This window comes from Streptomyces sp. MBT53 (genome assembly GCF_016654115.1).
In the GTDB taxonomy this organism is placed as follows: domain Bacteria; phylum Actinomycetota; class Actinomycetes; order Streptomycetales; family Streptomycetaceae; genus Streptomyces.
On the sequence record NZ_JAEQAZ010000110.1, the window covers coordinates 1 to 18,963 of the forward strand.

15 protein-coding genes are annotated in these 18,963 nt (G+C 71.8%); 3 read left to right on the forward strand and 12 right to left on the reverse strand.

Going from position 1 to position 18,963, the window contains the following annotated elements; translation table 11 throughout:
* Together JHN45_RS32475 and JHN45_RS32480 are read right to left on the reverse strand one after the other, a co-directional pair.
* The coding region (locus JHN45_RS32475) for a TerD family protein (RefSeq protein WP_201052422.1) at positions 1–684 on the reverse strand (684 nt) is incomplete at its 3' end.
* 114 nt (positions 685–798) lie between these two features.
* Entirely contained in the window at positions 799–1,395 is a 597-nt protein-coding gene (locus JHN45_RS32480; protein ID WP_201052424.1) for a M48 family metallopeptidase, read from the reverse strand.
* A gap of 219 nt (positions 1,396–1,614) precedes the next feature.
* Between JHN45_RS32480 and JHN45_RS32485 the strand changes: the two genes are divergently transcribed.
* Both JHN45_RS32485 and JHN45_RS32490 read left to right on the forward strand, forming a co-directional pair.
* The gene (locus JHN45_RS32485) at positions 1,615–2,841 is read left to right on the forward strand and encodes a ThiF family adenylyltransferase (protein ID WP_201052426.1); all 1,227 of its coding nucleotides are present in this window, start codon (positions 1,615–1,617) and stop codon (positions 2,839–2,841) included.
* On the forward strand, positions 2,834–4,207 hold the full coding sequence (locus JHN45_RS32490; protein ID WP_201052428.1) for an AarF/ABC1/UbiB kinase family protein: 1,374 nt from the start codon (positions 2,834–2,836) through the stop codon (positions 4,205–4,207). The genes JHN45_RS32485 and JHN45_RS32490 overlap by 8 nt, the downstream gene beginning before the upstream one ends.
* A gap of 31 nt (positions 4,208–4,238) precedes the next feature.
* On the opposite strand, the gene JHN45_RS54485 is transcribed toward JHN45_RS32490, so the two are convergent.
* From JHN45_RS54485 to JHN45_RS32515, 5 genes are all read right to left on the reverse strand, one after another.
* Positions 4,239–4,448, reverse strand: coding sequence for a hypothetical protein (locus JHN45_RS54485; protein WP_200715744.1), 210 nt, complete (start codon positions 4,446–4,448; stop codon positions 4,239–4,241).
* 133 nt (positions 4,449–4,581) lie between these two features.
* Entirely contained in the window at positions 4,582–4,911 is a 330-nt protein-coding gene (locus JHN45_RS32500; protein ID WP_201052430.1) for a hypothetical protein, read from the reverse strand.
* On the reverse strand, positions 4,908–5,276 hold the full coding sequence (locus tag JHN45_RS32505) for a WhiB family transcriptional regulator (RefSeq protein WP_019072119.1): 369 nt from the start codon (positions 5,274–5,276) through the stop codon (positions 4,908–4,910). Before JHN45_RS32505 ends, JHN45_RS32500 begins: the two co-directional genes overlap by 4 nt.
* 174 nt (positions 5,277–5,450) lie before the next feature.
* Entirely contained in the window at positions 5,451–5,768 is a 318-nt protein-coding gene (locus JHN45_RS32510) for a hypothetical protein (protein ID WP_200715742.1), read from the reverse strand.
* Between the two features lie 168 nt (positions 5,769–5,936).
* Positions 5,937–8,135: an ATP-dependent DNA helicase UvrD2 gene (locus JHN45_RS32515; protein ID WP_201052432.1), complete on the reverse strand. Its 2,199-nt coding sequence runs from the start codon at positions 8,133–8,135 to the stop codon at positions 5,937–5,939.
* Between the two features lie 184 nt (positions 8,136–8,319).
* On the opposite strand from JHN45_RS32515, the gene JHN45_RS32520 reads away from it, so the two are divergent.
* Positions 8,320–8,562 (forward strand): mycoredoxin, encoded by a 243-nt coding sequence (locus JHN45_RS32520; RefSeq protein WP_019072117.1) that lies wholly within the window; start codon positions 8,320–8,322, stop codon positions 8,560–8,562.
* A 99-nt stretch (positions 8,563–8,661) separates the two neighbouring features.
* On the opposite strand, the gene nudC is transcribed toward JHN45_RS32520, so the two are convergent.
* From nudC to JHN45_RS32545, 5 genes are all read right to left on the reverse strand, one after another.
* The gene (nudC, locus tag JHN45_RS32525) at positions 8,662–9,606 is read right to left on the reverse strand and encodes an NAD(+) diphosphatase (protein WP_200715740.1); all 945 of its coding nucleotides are present in this window, start codon (positions 9,604–9,606) and stop codon (positions 8,662–8,664) included.
* Between the two features lie 154 nt (positions 9,607–9,760).
* On the reverse strand, positions 9,761–11,173 hold the full coding sequence (locus JHN45_RS32530; protein ID WP_201052434.1) for a dipeptidase: 1,413 nt from the start codon (positions 11,171–11,173) through the stop codon (positions 9,761–9,763).
* A gap of 70 nt (positions 11,174–11,243) precedes the next feature.
* Complete coding sequence (locus JHN45_RS32535; RefSeq protein ID WP_201052437.1) at positions 11,244–14,786, reverse strand: ATP-dependent DNA helicase; 3,543 nt, start codon at positions 14,784–14,786, stop codon at positions 11,244–11,246.
* Between the two features lie 100 nt (positions 14,787–14,886).
* Positions 14,887–18,270: an ATP-dependent DNA helicase gene (locus JHN45_RS32540; RefSeq protein WP_201052439.1), complete on the reverse strand. Its 3,384-nt coding sequence runs from the start codon at positions 18,268–18,270 to the stop codon at positions 14,887–14,889.
* Between the two features lie 257 nt (positions 18,271–18,527).
* Positions 18,528–18,914, reverse strand: a complete 387-nt coding sequence (locus JHN45_RS32545) for an MGMT family protein (RefSeq protein ID WP_201052441.1) — start codon at positions 18,912–18,914, stop codon at positions 18,528–18,530.
* Positions 18,915–18,963: the final 49 nt, after the last annotated feature.

Genomic DNA, 18,963 nt, shown 5'->3' on the forward strand with positions numbered 1-18,963 from the left:
CACCGGCCCCCGCGCCGGGGCCGGCGGGGGCGTGAAGCCCGGCGCGGGGGCCGGTGCGGGCGGGGCGCCGAACGCGGGCGGCGCGGAGGTCCCCGGGGGCGGGGCGAAGCCCGGGGCGGCGCCGGACTGCGGCTGCGGCGCGGCCGGGGCCTCCTCCTCCATGACCTCGCCGCCGAAGTTCTTCAGCAGCGCTTCGAGGCCACCGTCGAAGCCCTGGCCGACGGCGGCGAACCGCCAGACGTCCTTCAGATAGAAGTCGCCCAGCATCACGGCCCGCTCGGTGGTGAACTCCGAACCGTTGAACGAGTAGCGGGCCACTTCCTCGCCGCCCGCGACGATCCGGACGTACCCGGGGGCGATCTGGGACATCTGTCCGGCGCCGTCGAGCGTGGCCGTGAACGCCAGCTTGTGGATCTGCGGCGGGATCTTGTCGAGCGTGACCCGGAAGGACTCGGCGTCGCCCGCCTGGGCACCCAGGAGCTGGATGGACTCCTCGGGGGACTTCGGCTGGTTGAAGAACACGAAGTACCGGTCGTCCGAGAGCCGCTCCTCGGCGTCGAGACCGAAGCAGCTGATGTCGAACGTGAGTCCGGGGCCGGTGATCTGTACGCCTACGTACAGATCGGTGCCCGCGGTGAGGTCACTGATCTTGGCCTTGTGGCCGCGTTGGAATTCCCTGGCCATGCGTAACGACCGTCCCCCATCCCGATGCGATGTGCGTCGCGTCAGGCTAACGGCAATCTCCGACACCGGAGTAAGTCGGTACAGAGCCGGTACACAATCCCCCACAGGGGACGGTCACTCCTCGCGGGCGCCCGGCGGATGGGGCAGTCGCTCGGCCGCGACCACGCCTTCGAGGTATCCCTTGGCCCGCTCGGTGCGCGGATACGCCTCCAGGAGCCGCCAGAAACGCGGCCCGTGTCCGGGCACCAGGAGATGCGCGAGCTCGTGCAGCAGCACGTAGTCGACGACGTACTCGGGCATGCCCTGAAGCCGGTGGGAGAGCCGGATGCTGCCCTCGGAGGGCGTGCAGGATCCCCAGCGCGTGTTCTGGTTGGTGACCCAGCGCACCGAGGTGGGCCGGGCACGGCCGTCGAAGTACTGGGCCGACAGGCGCTCGGCGCGCTCGGCCAGCTCCGTGTCGCCGAGCACGCGTTTGCTTTCCTGGGCGGCCAGCTTGTCGAGCATGACGGTGACCCAGCGCTTCTCCTCCGCCTCGGACATGCGGGCGGGGATCAGCACGACGGTGCGATCGCCCTCGCGGTACGCGGAGACGGTTCTGCGCCGACGCGCACTCCTGCGTACCTCGATCGCGCTCGCCCCCGAGCCGCTTGGCGGCTGGCTCGTCGTACTGCGCTGTGGTTTTCCGGCGCTGTGCAGTGGGTCGGCGGGCACGCCATGACGTTACCCTCTGCACACGCGGGAAGTCCCGACTCCGGGACGGTTTCGGTGTCGATCCCCCACCAAGCGTTTGATTCGTACGACGAATCCCCACCGCCTGTGGACAACTTTCGGCGGCCGACGGCCCGGCCGGGCACTCTGGCACCACCGGCGGAGCACCGACCAGCTCCACCGGCACACGGGACGTACTTCCTACGGCTACGGGGGCCTGTCATGCATCCGATGGTGAAGCCCGCGCTGCGGCGCGGCTGGCGTGATCTCAACACCGTGCAGTTCGGGATGACACCGGCGCACGCGATGACGCTCGGCCCGATGGACACGGCGACGGGCAGTTTCCTGGACCTGATCAACGGCACGCGCGGACTGCCGCTGCTGCGCGAAGAGGGCCGGCGGATGGATCTGCCCGACGGTCATGTCGACCAGCTGGTGAAAGGGCTCACGCACGCTGGCCTGCTCGACGACGCGAAAGGCGGCGGTCCCGCGGCCGACGCGCTCCGCGCGAAGAAGAACGTCCTGGACCGGCTGCGCCCGGACCTCGCCTCGCTCTCCCTGACGACCGGCGAGCCGGGCGCGGCGATGGCCCGACTGGCGGCGCGTCGCGAACTGCGCGTGCAGGTGAGAGGCGCGGGCCGGGTGGGCGCGGTGCTGGCCGCGCTGTTGTCGGGCGCGGGGATCGGCGAGGTCGATGTGCGCGACGGCGGTGACACCGAGCCCTGGGACGTCGCTCCGGGCGGGCTGCCCGCCGAGGCCGTCGGCGAGCGCCGGGACGAGTCGGCGCGGCGGGCGGTGCGCCGGGCGGCCCCGGACCGGTCGCCGCGCCGAACCGCAGGGAGCGCGCGGGAGGAGGGCGAACCCGGTTTCTCCCTGGTGGTCCTCGCCCCGCGCGACGACGTCGCCGTGCACGCGCCGGATCCGTCGGCCGCCGCCGACCTGATCGCCTCGGGGACCCCTCATCTGTACGCCGGTGTCGTGGAGGGCACGGGAACAGTCGGCCCGCTGGTGCTGCCGGGCGAGTCGGCGTGCGCGGGCTGTCTGCATCACGCGCGCACCGACCGGGATCCGACCTGGCCCAGGCTGGTCGCGCAGTGGCGTTCCGGCAGGCAGCCCCGGGTGCGGCCGTGCGATCTGGCGCTGGCCACGACCGTCGCCGGGCTGGCGGCCACGCACGCGCTCGCCTTCCTGGACGGGCGGTCGCCGTCGAGCGCGGGCGCGCGGTGGGAGGTCTCGCTACCCGGTCTGCACTGGCACGCGCGTCCGGTCTGGGCGCATTCCGCATGCCCTTGCGGAGCCGCGGAAAAGGAGCCGGAGAAAGGTAAGGAGGGACACACCTCTACGGACGAGGATCGACACGCGACAATGGCAGAGGACCGGCCGTCGAGGGATGTGCGCCGTAAGGCAGACTCGGCCCGGCCGGCTGGGACTTGGAGGGCGCATGTCTGATCTTCCCCGCAAGGCGGTCACCCGTACCGCCAAGCTCGCCGCGCTCCCGCTCGGCTTCGCCGGGAGAGCCACGTGGGGGCTCGGGAAACGGATCGTGGGCGAGTCCGCGGAGATCGTCAGCCGTGAGCTCCAACAGCGCACGGCGGAGCAGCTGTTCAAGGTGCTCGGCGAGCTCAAGGGCGGGGCGATGAAGTTCGGGCAGGCGCTGTCCGTCTTCGAGTCGGCGCTGCCCGAGGAGGTCGCCGGTCCCTACCGTGCCGCGCTGACCAAGCTCCAGGAGGCGGCGCCGCCGATGCCGACGCGCACCGTGCACGGCGTGCTGGCGGAGCGGCTCGGCGAGGACTGGCGCGAGTTGTTCGCGGAGTTCGAGGACAAGCCGTCGGCCGCGGCGTCGATCGGCCAGGTGCACCGGGCGGTGTGGCACGACGGCCGTGAGGTCGCGGTCAAGGTGCAGTACCCGGGCGCCGGCGAGGCCCTCCTGTCCGACCTGACCCAACTGAGCCGTTTCGCCCGCCTGTTGGGCCCGCTCATCCCCGGGATGGACATCAAGCCCCTCATCGCCGAACTCCGCGACCGGGTCTCCGAGGAACTGGACTACGGCCTGGAGGCGCAGGCCCAGCAGGTGCACGCGGAGGAGTTCGAGGGCGACCCGGACGTGGTGGTGCCCGCGGTGGTCCACCAGTGCGACCAGGTTCTGGTCACGGAGTGGATCGACGGGATTCCCCTGTCGGAGGTGATCTCCGGCGGCACCCAGGAGCAGCGCGACCGGGCAGGCCAGCTCCTGGCCCGCTTCCTCTTCTCCGGACCGGCCCGTACGGGTCTGCTCCACGCGGACCCGCATCCGGGCAACTTCCGTCTGCTGCCCGCCGACCCGGACGGCAAGGGCGACTGGCGCCTGGGCGTCCTGGACTTCGGCACGGTCGACCGGCTCCCCGGTGGTCTGCCGACCCCCATCGGCGATTCCCTGCGCATGACACTCGACGGCGACGCCGAGGCGGTCTACGAACTGCTGTGCACGGAGGGCTTCGTCAAGGACTCGATAGAGCTGGACCCGGACGCCGTCCTCGACTACCTGGTGCCGATCATCGAGCCGGCCCAGGTCGACGAGTTCACCTTCACCCGCGGCTGGATGCGCAGTCAGGCCGCCCGGATCGCCGATCCCCGTTCCCCCGCCCACCAGTTGGGCAAGCAGCTCAACCTGCCTCCGGCGTACCTCCTGATACACCGAGTGACATTGAGCACAATCGGCGTTCTGTGTCAGTTGGGTGCGACGGTGCGGCTGCGCGAAGAGCTGGAGGAGTGGCTGCCGGGGTTCGTGCCGGAGGATCCGGACGAGTACGAGGAGGAACCGGCGGCGGAGGCCTGAGCCCCACCGCGAAGACGGGCGCGAGTGCGGCCTACCACCAGTCGGAGTCCAGCCGTCCCTCGATCGCCCTGAGGTTCTCCCTGGCGCAGGTGTCGCAGAAGTAGTGCCGGGTTCCATTCTCCACGGAACAGGTCCAGGTGGGTTGCGGGCCTTCGGACCGGGTGCCGCAGCGGGCGCACACAAGGGGTCGGGGCTCCGCGGTGGAGGCGCTGGTGTCACTGCCTCCGGGACGACTCGTCACCCGGCGACGATATCGCCGCGGCCGGGGATCGAGGTAGAACGCACCGCGGGGGCCGGTCCGTTCGGACGGACCGGCCCCCGCGGGGAGCATTCGCCTCCCCGGCTGGGGAGGCCACCGCTTCAGGTGTGATCGATTACTGCATGACGGCCACGGCGAGCGCACGGCGGGCGCGCATCGAGGCACGCTCGGCCCTGCGCTGCATCCGGCGAGCGACCAGCAGGTGGGTGACCTGCCGTTCCCGCTCGGCCTCCTGCAGGCGCTCGTGCATATGCGCACGGGCCAGGGCTTCTGGGATGAGTTGCATCTCTCGGGTCCTGTTCTGGCGCGACTCGGTCGCACCGGTGGTGGTGAAGTCTGGGATCGCGGAGCCCGCGGGCTCGCTGGGAGTGGACGGCTTCATCGGGGCCTGCTTCTTGGGGTCGTGCGTGAGGGGGCGGTCGATCGTTCCGAAGATGGTGTTCATGCCGTGACCGGGTTCTTGCGCGGACGGCCACGCGGCCGCTTGCGGGCCACGACGACACCCTGGACGAAGAGCTCGCCACCCCAGACGCCCCAGGGCTCACGCCGCTCCTTGGCGCCGGCGAGGCAGGCCTCGATCAGCGGGCAGGTGCGGCAGAGGGACTTGGCGTACTCGACATCGGCCGGCGACTCGGCGAAGAAGACCTCCGGGTCGTAGGAACGGCAGGGGACGGGCACGCCGAGGTTCTCGATGGCGTCGTCGAGCGCGGTGAGCGCAGTGAGCGGAGTCAAGGTGGAGTCCTCCGTGAGGCCGGGCGGGGGGATCGTTTCGGAAGGCGGTACGGACGGGGCGTGCGCTTCGAGTTGCACGGTTGTTCTTCCTCGTCTGGTCGGTCCGGCCCTGTTGGGCCGGGTGTCGGCTTGGTACCGGGTTCTTTTCTTGTCCCGAGGCCCCTTCGCTCCGTCATCCCCGTTCGGGGACAAACAGAAGGGCCGCGGATCCCGGATGGGGTTCCGCGGCCCTGAAGGCGCCGGCCTGATCAATCAGGCTGGATCACTCCAGGGTTCTGGCCCACGGAAGGCCCACATCTGGTGGTGCTGCGTCGTCTGCTTCCGGCTTCCGGCACCGGGCGCAAAGGCATAGGCCTGCGCCTGTGCTCCTACTGCTTCCAGTGCCTTGGTCGGTCGCTCATTGCGCTCACGGATGGGAAGAACCGCGAGAGACAGGGCGGACGCCGGACGGGCGGCAGAAATGCCGGACAGACCGGTGCCCAGGTTCGAAACGCCGAGCATGCACAGGGAGACGACCGAGGGATCGGTCATTTTCACGATGCTGGCGGAGCTGGTGTTGATGCTGATCACTGGAATCGCCTCCTCTCGGCGTCTCGGGGGACCGGGGGTGAGCCCGATCCTTCGGATATGCAAGTACATCACGGAATCAGGGCCTCCGAGAAGGCCTTCTGTTCCCGTGGCTTAGAACCTATGGGGATCGCTGGGGCATGCGCAAACTATTTTTCCGACGAGTTTTCATCAGTCCCCCGCGACACCCTCCGCAGGCTCCTGACCGCCGCAGATGGCCAGGACATCGGCCCCGTAGCGGTTGAGCTTGCGCACTCCGACGCCCGGGATCCGCGCGAGTTCGCCCTCGTCGTCGGGGACGGTCTCGGCGATCGCCATCAGCGTCTTGTCGGTGAAGACGCAGAACGCCGGCTGGCCGCTGCGCTGCGCCTGGACCTCCCGCCACTCCCGCAACCGCTCGTAGAGACCCTCGTCCATGTCGGAGGGGCAGTCCTCGCAGCGCATCAGTTTCATCTCGCCGGCGTCGGTGAGCGTGCGCCCGCAGACCCGGCAGCGGGCCACGGTGCGCTGTGTCCGCCGTGGGACAGCTGTGGGGCCGGTGCCCGTGTAGCCGCGCTCGATGCCGCCGGGGGCGACCAGGCCGGGTCTGCCCGCGGCACCGGTCGAGCCGGGGCGCAGGCCGTCCAGGAAGCGGCTGGGGCGGCGGTTGGGACGACTGCCGGGTGAGCGGGCGAGCGCCCAGGAGACGTGGAGCCGCTCCCTCGCGCGGGTGACTCCGACGTACAGGAGGCGGCGCTCCTCCTCGATCTGTTCGTCGGTCTTCGCGTAGGAGATCGGCATCATGCCCTCGGCGACGCCGACCAGGAAGACGACGTCCCACTCCAGGCCCTTGGCCGAGTGCAGGGAGGCGAGGGTGACGCCCTGGACGGTCGGGGCGTGCTGGGCGTTCGCCCGCTCGTCGAGTTCGGCGACCAGGTCGGCGAGGGTGGCTCCGGGTCTGGCCGTGGCGAAGTCCTGGGCGAGGTTGACCAGGGCGGCCAGGGACTCCCAGCGCTCTCTGACGGCTCCGGAGCCGGCCGGTGGCTCGGTGGTCCAGCCCTCGCCGGAGAGGACGGCACGGACCTGGGAGGGCAGGTCGACGACGTCGTCGAGGAGGGAGTCGTTGCCGCCGAAGCGGGCCGCACCGCGCAGGGCGACACCGGCCTTGCGGACCTCGGGGCGGTCGAAGAACCGCTCGGCACCGCGCAGTTGGTAGGGAACTCCGGCGTCGGCGAGGGCCTGTTCATAGGTCTCGGACTGGGAGTTCGTGCGGAACAGGATCGCGATCTCGCTCGCCGGCACGCCCGCTGCCATCAGGTCACGGATGCGGCGCGCGGCACCCTCGGCCTCGGCGGGCTCGTCGGTGTAGTCGGCGTAGACGGGCTCGGGACCCGCGGCGCGCTGGGAGATCAGCTCCAGTCGGTGATCGGCGGCCCGGCCTCTGGCCTGGGAGAGCAGCCCGTTGGCGAGGTGCACGACCTGGGGCGTGGAGCGGTAGTCGCGGACCAGCTTGACGACGGTGGCACCGGGGTGGCGGGTGCGGAAGTCGAGGAGGTGGTCGGGGGTCGCCCCGGTGAACGAGTAGATCGTCTGGCTGGCGTCGCCGACGACGCACAGATTGTCGCGATCACCGAGCCACAGCTCCAGAAGGCGCTGTTGGAGCGGGCTGACGTCCTGGTACTCGTCGACCACGAAGTGCTGGTACTGCGAGCGGACCTGTTCGGCGATGTCGTGCCGGTCCTGGAGGACGGCGACGGTCAGCAGCAGGACGTCTTCGAAGTCGATGACCGCGCGGTCGCGTTTGACGTCCTCGTAGGCGGCGTAGAGCTGGGCGATCTCGGCGGGGGCGCGGGGGACGTCGCGGCCCGCCTTGGCCGCCGCGGCCGCGTAGTCGGAGGGGACGGTCTGGGTGACCTTGGACCACTCGATCTCGGCGGTGACGTCCCGCAGTTCACCGCGGTCGAGTCGGATGCGGCAGGCCGCCGCCGCGTCGGCGACGAGCTGGATCTTGCGGTCGACGAGCCGGGGAATGCTGCCACCGATCGCTTTCGGCCAGAAGTACTGGAGCTGACGCAGGGCGGCCGAGTGGAACGTACGTGCCTGCACTCCCGTGGCACCGAGTTGACGCAGTCGGCCCCGCATCTCCCCGGCGGCGCGGTTGGTGAAGGTGACGGCCAGCACGCTGGAGGACTGCAGGACCCCGGCGCGCACCCCGTAGGCGATGCGGTGGGTGATCGCCCGGGTCTTGCCCGTGCCGGCACCCGCCAGCACGCACACCGGACCGCGCAGGGCGGTCGCCACCTCGCGCTGCTCGGGGTCGAGCCCTTCGAGCACCGCGTCGGCCGAGTCCGGTACCTGCGGGAAGAGGGGGGAGTGCGTTGCTGCTGTCACACGGCCATGCTGCCAGGTCGCCGGAGACGGGTGAGCCGGTTGTCCACAGGGAGGCACCCGCAGTCGTACTAATGCGGCAGGCGTCACGTCCCGTGGGATACCCCCGGCGGGAATGGCGGGTGCGTCGCGTACGTTTCCTCCTCTGCGAGGACCTATTCCCTGAGCTGTTGAGGAGCGCGAGAGAATGTCGGGCACCGTGACGATGTACAGCACCACCTGGTGCGGTTACTGCCGTCGGCTGAAGAGCCAGATGGACCGCGAGGGCATCGCGTACAACGAGGTCAACATCGAGCTGGACCCGGATTCCGCGGCGTTCGTCGAGAAGGCGAATGGCGGGAATCAGACGGTCCCGACCTTGCTGTTCGCCGATGGTTCGACGCTCACGAACCCTTCGCTGGCCCAGGTCAAGCAGAAGGTCGGCGCCTGATCGACGATCGCCGCACGCGGCTCCGCAGAAGGCGGCCCCTGATACTTCAGGGGCCGCCTTCTTGCTGTCTGTCTTGCCGTCTGCTTCCGCTTGTCGGCCTCAGACGAAAGTCCTCGTCGGCAGCGGCTTGCCGTACCAGAGCTCGATCAGCCGGGCCGCGATCGAGATGCCGTAGGGCGGCAGCACCTCTTCGGACTCGAAGGCCGCGCGCAGTTCCTCGCGGGAGAACCAGCGGGCCTCGTGGATCTCGTCGCCGTCGACGTTGATCTCCGTCGAGGTGGCGCGGGCCATGAAGCCGAGCATGAGGCTGGACGGGAAGGGCCAGGGCTGGCTGGCGACGTACTCGACGTGGCCGACGGTGATGCCGGCCTCCTCGAAGACCTCGCGGCGCACCGACTGCTCGATGGACTCGCCGGGCTCCACGAAACCGGCCAGCGTCGAGAAGCGACCCTCGGGCCAGTGGACCTGGCGGCCCAGCAGGATGCGGTCCTCCTCGTCGGTGACCGCCATGATCACGGCGGGGTCGGTGCGCGGGTAGTGCTCGGCTCCGCAGGCCGGGCAGCGGCGGATGTGGCCAGCCGCGGCGATCACCGTGCGCTCGCCGCAGCGGGAGCAGAAGCGGTGCAGGCGCTGCCAATTCTCCAGGGCGACCGCGTGCACCATCAGGCCCACGTCCCGGGGAGACAGCAGCAGGCCCGCCTCGCGCAGGCCCGCCGCCCGTGCCGACTGGTCGATACGGCCGGGCAGCGCGTCCTTCTGGAGGGCGAAATAGCTGACGCCGTCGTCGTCGGTGCCCAGGAAGTAGCGGTGGGCCTCGGTGAGGGGGGCCTCGAAGGACGGGGTCATGACGAGCTCGGTGCTGCCGTCGGGCGTCTCGTCGATGAGGACCTGGCCGCCGGAGACCACGAAGCAACGGGTGGTGGGGTGGCTCCACGCCGCCGCGAGCCAGGCCTCGTCGAGCCGGTGGTGGGCGGCTCGGTCGATGCCGCTCGGGGCGGTGAGCGAGATGGGTCGGTCGGCTGTGTGGTCGGTCCAGGTGGTCACGGGTGCTTCCAACTCCCCCGGCAATGCGGATTGTTTCGGCGGGCGGTTCAGCGGGACGTACGGCAGGAGGCGACCGGGTCCGGCGGGGACGGGTGTGCGGGGCGGTTCTTCCAGTGTGCCTCGCGCGCGTCGCCGTTCCGGATCGCGTGGTTCGTCAGGGCGCGTGGCGCCAGGTGTCGGCGAGGTCTCCCCACAGGTGGGCGGTGGTTTCGACGCCCTTGAGGAGGAGGTCCAGTTCGACCTTCTCGTTCGGAGCGTGCCAGCCGTCGGAGGGGACGGAGATGCCCAGGAAGAGGACGGGTGCCCCGAGGACTTCCTGGAGGTCGGCGGCCGGTCCGGAGCCGCCCTCGCGGGTGAAGAGGACCGGTTTCTCGAAGGCGATGGCCATGGCGCGGGCGACGGACTGCAGCGCCGGGTGGTCCAGCGGGGTCAGGCACGGGCGTGTGGCCGCGCTGAACTCAATCTCCTGGCGGATGCCGTCGGGCACCTGCCGGGCGGCCCAGTCGCGGACGACCTTCTCGATGTGGTCGGGGTCCTGGCCCGCGACCAGCCGGAAGGAGAGCTTCACCATGGCCGAGGACGGGATGATCGTCTTGCTGCCCGCGCCCTGGTAGCCGCCGCCGATGCCGTTGACCTCGGCGGTGGGGCGGGCCCAGATGCGCTCCAGGGTGGTGTGTCCGGCCTCTCCGTGGGTGGCGTAGGACCTGGCGGTGCGCAGCCACTCCCGCTCGTCGAAGGGCAGCTCGGCGAAGAGCTCGCGCTCCTGCTCGGTGAGTTCGACGATGCCGTCGTAGAAGCCGGGGACCGCCACGCGTGCGTGCTCGTCGTGCAGTGCGGCGACGAGGCGGGCGGCGGCGGTCGCCGGGTTGGGCACGGCGCCGCCGAAGGAGCCGGAGTGGATGTCCTGGTCGGGGCCGTGCAGCCGGATCTCGCACTCGGCGAGGCCGCGCATGCCGGTGCACACCGTGGGGGTGTCCTCGGACCACATGCCGGTGTCGGAGACGATCACGGCGTCGGCGGCGAGCCGGTCGGCGTGCTCCTCGACGAGTGCCCGGAAGTGCGGGGAGCCGGACTCCTCCTCGCCCTCGACGAGCAGCTTCAGGTGCACGGCCGGGGCGGTGCGACCGGTGGCGGCGAGGTGGGCGCGGACGCCGAGTGTGTGGAAGAACACCTGGCCCTTGTCGTCGGCGGCCCCGCGCGCGTACAGGCGGTTTCCACGGACGACGGGCTCGAAGGGCTCGCTGTCCCAGCCGTCCTCGCGGGCGGCGGGCTGTACGTCGTGATGGCCGTAGACGAGGACCGTGGGTGCTTCGGGGTCGTCGGAGGGCCACTCGGCGAAGACGGCGGGTGCGCCCGGGGTCGGCCAGACCTCGACGGTCGGGAAGCCGGTCTCCCGGAGTGCGGCGGCGAGCCAGTCCGCGCTGCGCCGGACGTCGGGCGCGTGGTCGGGCTGCGCCGACACCGACGGGATGCGCAGCCACTCGGCAAGGTCGTCGAGGAAGGCTGCGCGGTGCTGCTCGATGTACGTGCGGACCGCGCTGACGGCACTGTCAACGGTGTGGCTCATGGTCACGAGCCTATCGGCCCGCACTGACATCCTCGGTGGGCGGTTCCTCACAGTTTGCTTGCGCGGTCGGCTACTCCCCTTGCGCGCCCGCTGATTCCACCTGTGCGCCCGGCTCCTCCAGCAGCAGCCGTTCCAGGGCGGCCCGGTCCGGGAGGCCCTCCGGCCGGACGACCTCGCCGCCGCGCACGTACAGGAAGGCGGCCGTGACCGCTTCCAGCGGCACGCCCTGCCGCTCGGCCCAGGCGAGCCGGTAGATCGCGAGCTGGAGCGGGTCGGCGGTGCGGGTGGTGCTGGTCTTCCAGTCGAGGATCTCGTACGTCGCCTCGTCGCCGTCGCCCTCCTTGTAGACGGCGTCGATACGGCCCCGTACGACGCGGCCTGCGATCGAGAGCTGGAAGGGGGTCTCGACGCGGTAGGGCGTGCGCTGGGCGTACTCGGTGCGTTCGAAGGCGTCCTTGAGTGCTTCCAGATCTCGCTCGTCGGCGATCTCGGCCTCGCTGCCGGGCAGTTCCTCCGGCTCCAGCATGGGCAGGGTCAGCTCTTCGAAGCGTGATTCCACCCAGGCGTGGAAGCGGGTGCCTCGACGTGCGGCGGGTTGCGGAGGGCGCGGCATGGGGCGCGCGAGTTCCCGCGCGAGCCCGTCCGGGTCGGCGGCCAGGTGCAGCAGCTGGGTGGCGGTCAGGGAGGCCGGCAGGGGGACGTCGGTGACGCCTCGGCGGGCGCGCAGGAGTTCACCGGTGAGCGCGTCGAGGTCGCGGTCCCAGGAGGCGATGGCGCGGGCTTCCTCGGGGGTGAGGCGGGTGCCGGGTGGTTCGGTGGGGTGCGGGCGGGCGTCCCCCGGCGCGCCGGAGTGGTCGGCGGGGTCCGGGGGCGTCGCCTGGTGGGGGACGGTCGGGCGGTCCGTGGTCCAGGCGTCCCAGTCGGCGGGGTCGTCCTCCGGGAGGCCTTCTTCGGCGTCGTGTGGAGTTTCCTCGTAGAGGGGCTCGTCGTAGGGGGACTCGTCGTAGGGCGGCTCTTCGTCCTCCGGTGGCGGAGGCCAGTCCGGGTCGTCGTGCGCGTCCGGGTCGTGGGTGGCCGCGGGGTGGCTCTCGACGTGGGAGGCGAGGCGCTCCAAGTGGTCCATGACCAGCTTGGCGGCCTTGTGGCGGTGGGCCATCGCCGTGTCGTCCAACGGCAGTGGCCAGGCCTGGTCGACGGTGGCGGTCTGCAGGGCGGGGTTCTCCTCGCCCTCCTCGGGTTCGTCCGCCCAGGCCTCGATCTCGCCGTACCCGGCCGAGGAGTGGTCGTAGAGGGCTTGGAGGAAGTCGGACGGTCCCCGGCGCTTCTTCTGGGTGGGGCCCCACCAGTGGCCGGAGCCGAGCAGCAGGGAGCGGGGGCGGGTGAAGGTGACGTAGCCGAGGCGGAGTTCCTCGGTGTGCTGGTGGTCCTTCATGGCCTCGTGGAAGGCCTTCATGCCCTTGGAGTCCCAGGAGGCGACGTCGGGCAGGGTGGCGGTGTCGCCGCGCAGCGCGTGCGGGAGAACCTTGCCCTGGGCGGTCCATTTCTCGCGGCCCTGGCTGCTGGGGAAGGTGCCGGTGACCAGGCCGGGGACGGCCACGACGTCCCACTCCAGGCCCTTGGACTTGTGCGCGGTGAGGACCTTGACGGTGTTCTCGCCGCCGGGCAGGGCGTTGTCGAGGCCCTTCTCGTACTGGGCGGCGGTGCGCAGGAAGCCGAGGAAGGCGAGCAGGGTCGCCTCGCCGTCACCCGCGGCGAAGGAGGCGGCGACGTCCAGGAAGTTCGACAGGGTCTCGCGGCGACGGGCGGCCAACGCGTGCGGGGACGCGGCGAGTTCGACCTCCAAGCCGGTGACGGCCAGGACGCGGTGCAGGACGTCCATCAGGGGGTCGGACAAGGATCGCCGCAGATCGCGCAGTTCGGTGGCCAGGCGGGCGAAGCGCACGCGCGCGTCCGGTGAGAAGGGCAGCCCGTCGTCGTCCCCGGCGCCGTCGGAGCCGTAGAGGGGTGTCTCCAGGAACGTGTCGAGGGCGTCGGCCAGCGATATCACCTCGGAGGGGTCGACCCCCTCGACGGCCTCGGCGAGCCTGCGGTCAGGGTCGTCGTCGGCCCCCACGCGCGCGTGGGCCACGAGGAGTCGGGCGCGTCGTCCCAGGAGGGCGAGGTCGCGGGGGCCGATGCGCCAGCGCGGGCCGGTCAGCAGCCGGACCAGGGAGGCGTTGGCGCCGGGGTCCTGGAGGACTTCGCAGACGGCGACGAGGTCGGCGACCTCGGGCAGGTTCAGCAGCCCGGAGAGGCCGACCACCTCGACGGGGATGTCGCGGGCCACCAGGGCGCCCTGGATCTCGGCGAAGTCGGTGGCCGTGCGGCACAGGACGGCGATCTCACCGGGCGTCTTCCCGGTCCGTACGAGGTGGGCGATGGAGTCGGCGAGCCAGTCGATCTCCTCGGCGTGGGTGGGCAGCAGCGCACAGCGCACCATGCCGTCGCGCTCGGCGCCGGGGGCCGGGCGGAGGGCCTCCACGCCCGCGTGCATGGCGCGCAGGGGCTCCGCGAGGCCGTTGGCGAGGTCGAGGAGGCGGCCACCGCTGCGGCGGTTCTCGCTGAGCGCCTGGCGGGCGGCGAGGCGGCCGTCGGCGTGCGCGAAGTGCTCGGGGAAGTCGTCGAGGTTGGCGACGGACGCGCCGCGCCAGCCGTAGATCGCCTGGCAGGGGTCGCCGACGGCGGTCACCGGGTGCCCCGTGCCGGAGCCGAACAGGCCTGCCAGGAGGATGCGTTGGGCGACCGAGGTGTCCTGGTACTCGTCGAGCAGCACCACCCGGAACTCGTCGCGCAGGATCTCGCCGACCTCGGGGCGGGTGCGTGCCAGGGTCGCGGACAGGGCGATCTGGTCGCCGAAGTCGAGCAGATCTCTCTCGCGCTTGGCGATCCGGTAGCGGCTCACCAGTTCGGTGAGTTCATGGCGGGCGGCGGCCGCCTCGGGGACCTTGCGCAGCTCGGGGTTGCTGAGTCGGACGCCCTCCAGGGCGCCCAGCAGCTCGGCGTCGTACGCGCGCAAGTCCTCGGGCCGTACGAGGTGTTCGGCCAGCTCGCCGTCAAGGGTGAGGAGGTCGCTGACGAGGTCCGGGAAGGAGCGGGTGAGCGCCGGGTAGGGGCCGGGGGCTTCGCGCAGCACGCGCGCGGCGAGCTGGAAGCGGGTGGCGTCGGCGAGCAGGCGGGCCGTCGGTTCGAGGCCGATGCGCAGGCCGTGGTCGGTCAGCAGGCGGCCCGCGAAGGCGTGGTACGTCGAGATCACCGGCTCACCCGGGGGGTTGTCCGGGTCGATGACGTCGGGGTCCGTCACCCCAGCCCTGATGAGCGCTTTGCGGACGCGCTCGGCGAGTTCACCGGCGGCCTTGTTGGTGAAGGTCAGGCCGAGGACCTGCTCGGGGGCGACCTGGCCGGTGCCGACCAGCCACACCACGCGGGCCGCCATCACCGTCGTCTTGCCCGACCCGGCTCCGGCCACGATCACCTGCGGGGCGGGCGGCGCGATGATGCAGGCCGTCTGCTCCGGGGTGAAGGGGATGCCGAGGAGCTCCTTGAGCTGATCGGGATCGGTGATACGGGCGGGCATGTCGGAGAGGCTAGCGGCGGCCACTGACAGTCGAGGACCAATCGCCCTCGGGGGAAGAAGAAGCGCAGGTCAGCACAGGTGGTGCAATGTGTCACGCGCGCTACTCGACCACGTGCCGCCCCTCGGGCCGCGCGCTGCACGAGGCCCGGAACGCGCAGTGCGCGCAGTGCTGGCCGGCCTTCGGCGTGAACCGTTCGTCGAGAACCTTGCCCGCGGCCGTGGCCAGCAGTTCACCGGCCCACTCCCCCTCCAGGGGCTCCTGGGCCTGCACCTTGGGCAGGGTCTCGCCGCCGTCCCGCACGGCGGCGCCCTGGCGCAGCTGGACGAGTTCGGCGCCGCCCGGTTCGGGGCGCACGCCGTCGAAGGCGTCGTCCACGGCGCCTTCCTGGACGGCGAGTTGGTAGACCGCGAGCTGGGGGTGACGCTCTACCTCGCGGGCCGTCGGCGTCTGTTTGCCGGTCTTGAAGTCGACGACGTAGGCGCGCCCCTCGCCGTCCGTCTCGACGCGGTCCATGGAACCGCGGATGCGCACTTCGTAGTCGCCCGCTTCGAGGGTGACGTCGAAGTCGTGCTCGCTGGCGACCGGAGTACGGCCCGCGCGGAGGCTGTTGGAGTCGACGTGCCACTTCAGGAAGCGTTCGAGCGCCACGCGCGCGTTGTCCTTCTCCTGGGCCGACTTCCAGGGCGCGTCGAAGGCGAGCGCGTTCCACACGGTGTCGAGCCGCTCCATGAGGACGGCCAGGTCGGCGGGGGTGCGGCCGGAGGCGACCTCGTCGGCGAGGACGTGCACCACGTTCCCGAAGCCCTGGGCTGCGGTCGCGGGGGCGTCGGCCTTCACCTCGCGGCCCAGGAACCATTGCAGGGCACAGGTGTTGGCGAGCTGGTCGAGGGCGCTCCCGGAGAGCACGACGGGCTGGTCGCGGTCCCGCAGCGGCACCTTGCTCTCGGTCGGCTCGAACATGCCCCACCAGCGGTACGGGTGAGCGGACGGGACCAGCGGGCGGCCGTCCTCGTCGGCGAGCGCGGCCAGCCGGGCCAGCCTCCGCGCGGCGGCCTCCCTCAGGGTGTCGGACACGCGCGGGTCGACGGTCGTGGCGCGCAACTCGGCGACCAGTGCGGCGACGGACAGCGGGCGGCGCGGGCGCCCTGTGACGTCCTTGGGCTCGACGCCGAGTTCGGTGAGGAAGCGGGACGGCTGGTCGCCGTCGTCCGCGGGAGCCTTCACCGCGGTGACGACGAGGCGTTCACGCGCGCGCGTGGCGGCGACGTAGAAGAGGCGGCGTTCCTCGGCGAGCAGGGCTCCCGGGGTGAGTGGTTCGGCGAGTCCGTCGCGGCCGATGCGGTCCGCCTCCAGGAGCGAGCCGCGGCGGCGCAGGTCCGGCCACAGGCCCTCCTGGACTCCGGCCACGACGACCACGCGCCACTCCAGGCCCTTGGAGCGGTGCGCGGTCATCAGGCGTACGGCGTCGGGGCGTACGGCGCGTCGGGTGAGGGTGTCGGCGGCGATGTCCTCGGCGTCGATCTCCTCCAGGAAGTTGAGGGCGCCGCGGCCCCCGGTGCGCTCCTCCGCGCGGGCCGCGGTCGCGAACAGCGCGCAGACGGCGTCCAGGTCCCGGTCCGCGTTGCGCCCGGCCGCGCCGCCGCGCAGGGTGGCCCGCTCCAGGCGCCCGGGCCAGGGGGTGCCCTGCCAGAGGTCCCAGAGCGCCTCCTCGGCCGTACCGCCGCCCGCCAGGCGCTCGCGTGCCTTGCGCAGCAGCGCGCCCAGACGCTGGGCTCCCCGCGCGTACGTGGGGTCGTGCGCGACCAGCCGCTCCGGCTCGGCGAGCGCCCGCGCGAGCAGCACGTCGGAGGGCGGCGGCACAGGGTTGCCACCGGCCCGCTCCTCCTCGCGCAGCGCCCGCCCCAGGCGGCGCAGATCGGCGGCGTCCATGGCGGCGAGGGGCGAGGCGAGCAGGGTGAGGGCGGTTTCCGTGTCGAGCCAGGAGGGAGCGGGGGCGAGCTGCTCCGCGGGATCATCCGCTACGGCCTCTGCGCCGTCCTCCGCGGGATCGTCCCCTACGGTCCCTGCGTCGTCCTCGGTGTGCCCCGAGGCCTCGGCCGTGGCGACCGCGCGCAGCGCCGTCAGCAGGGGGGCCACCGCCGGTTCGTGGCGCAGGGGGAGGTCGTCGCCGTCGATGTCCAGGGGGACGCCGGCCGCGGTGAGGGCGCGGCGGACCGTGGGGATCGTCCGGGAGCCGGCGCGCACCAGGACGGCCATGTCGTTCCAGGGGACGCCGTCCTCCAGGTGTGCCCTCCGGAGGATGTCGGCGATGTTGTCCAGTTCCGTGCCGGGGGTCGGGTACGTGTACACCTCGACGCGTCCGCCGTCGCGCACCGGGGACAGCTCGCGGTGGGCGCGCACCTTCTGCGCCGGGAGCCTGGTCAGCGGCATGCGCTGGGTCAGCAGGCGGGTGGCGGTCAGCAGGGTGGCGCCGGAGCGGCGGGAGGTCCGGAGCACCTCTACGGGAGCGGGACTGCCGTCCGCGCGCGGGAAGGCGCTCGGGAAGTCCAGGATGCCGTTCACGTCGGCGCCCCGGAACGTGTAGATCGACTGGTCGGGGTCGCCGAAGGCGACGAGGGTGCGGCCACCGCCGGCCAGGGCGTGCAGCAGTCGTACCTGGGCCGGGTCGGTGTCCTGGTACTCGTCCACGAACACGGCGTCGTACTGGGCGGCTAGCCGTTCGGCGACCTCGGGGCGGTGGGCGAGAAGCACCGCGCGGTGGACCAGTTCCGCGTAGTCGAGCACTCCTTGGAGGTCGAGTACGTCTAGGTACTCGGCGAGGAAGGCGGCGGCGGCCCGCCAGTCGGGGCGGCCGATGCGGTGGGCGAAGGCGTCCAGGGCCGCGGGGTCCAGGCCGAGTTCGCGGCTGCGGGCGAGGACCGCGCGGACCTCGTCGGCGAAACCGCGGGTGGTCAGGCAGGCCCGCAGCTCGTCCGGCCAGCGCACATGCACGAGGCCGAGCCGCTCCAGGTCGGGCTGGCCGGCGAGCAGTTCGCGTACGGCGACGTCCTGCTCGGGGCCGGACAGCAGCCGTAGGGGCTCGACGAACAGGTCGCTGTCCTGGTGGGCGCGGACCAGGGCGTAGCAGAACGAGTGGAAGGTGGTCGCCCGGGGCGCGCGGGCGGCGCCGATGCGCAGTGCCATGCGGTCGCGCAGTTCGACGGCGGCCTTGCGGCTGAACGTCAGCACGAGGATCCGCGCGGGGTCACCTCCCCGGGCGATCCGGGCCGCGACGGACTCCACGAGGGTGGTGGTCTTTCCGGTGCCGGGACCTGCGAGGACGAGCAGCGGTCCGGCCCCATGGTCAACCACCGAGCGCTGTGGCGCGTCCAGGTGAGGGGGAGCCGGCCGGGTCGGCGGGGTACGCACCAGTCGGTAAGCGCCACGGTTCCCCTGTCGCACCTGGGGGTGCGACAGGCGCCTGGTGGAGGAAGAGGAGCTCACGTGGTTCGCCGGTCCTGGTGGGTGTACTGGTTGGCAGGCTGCCGCGCGTCGAGGTCGGTGGCAGCGGGGTGAGGGGGACGCGTGCAGCCGACGCTACGCCGACGGGTCGTGCGGGAGCAGGACTTCCGCCTCTTCCCGCAGGGCTCTCACGACCCGTGTGTCCCTCGCCCCTCGAACGTACGACATGCCACGGACGTGCCCTGTTTCCCCCGTACGGATCACAGGCCGCACCCGGGCGGGTCCGATGGCGGAAGCTGTCAGGTGTGACCGTCCGCGCGTTCGCCGCCGTCCCATCGCGCCCGTTTCATGTCGACGCGTGGCAGGTGGCCCTCGGTGGCCCTGTTCGCCTCCTTCAGAGGGGTGCCCTCCTCGCGGTAGCGGGCGAGGGCCTCCAGTTCGTGGCCGGGGAGCAGATTGCCGTCCGCGCGGACGACGCGCCACCATTCGACTGCTCCTCCGTAGAGGGCCATCACGCGGCCGACCTGGCGCGGTCCGCCCTCCTCCAGCCATTCGGCGACGTCGCCGTACGTCATGACGCGCCCGGGCGGAATGCGTTCGGCCACGTCGAGGACCCGCTCCGCGTACTCGGGCAGCGCGTCCGCGTGCTCCGGGCCGGTGTCGTCCGGAAGGCTCTGCTCGCTCATCCGCCCCATCCTGCCGCACGGCACCGACAATGCGACGCGCTGGCGACTG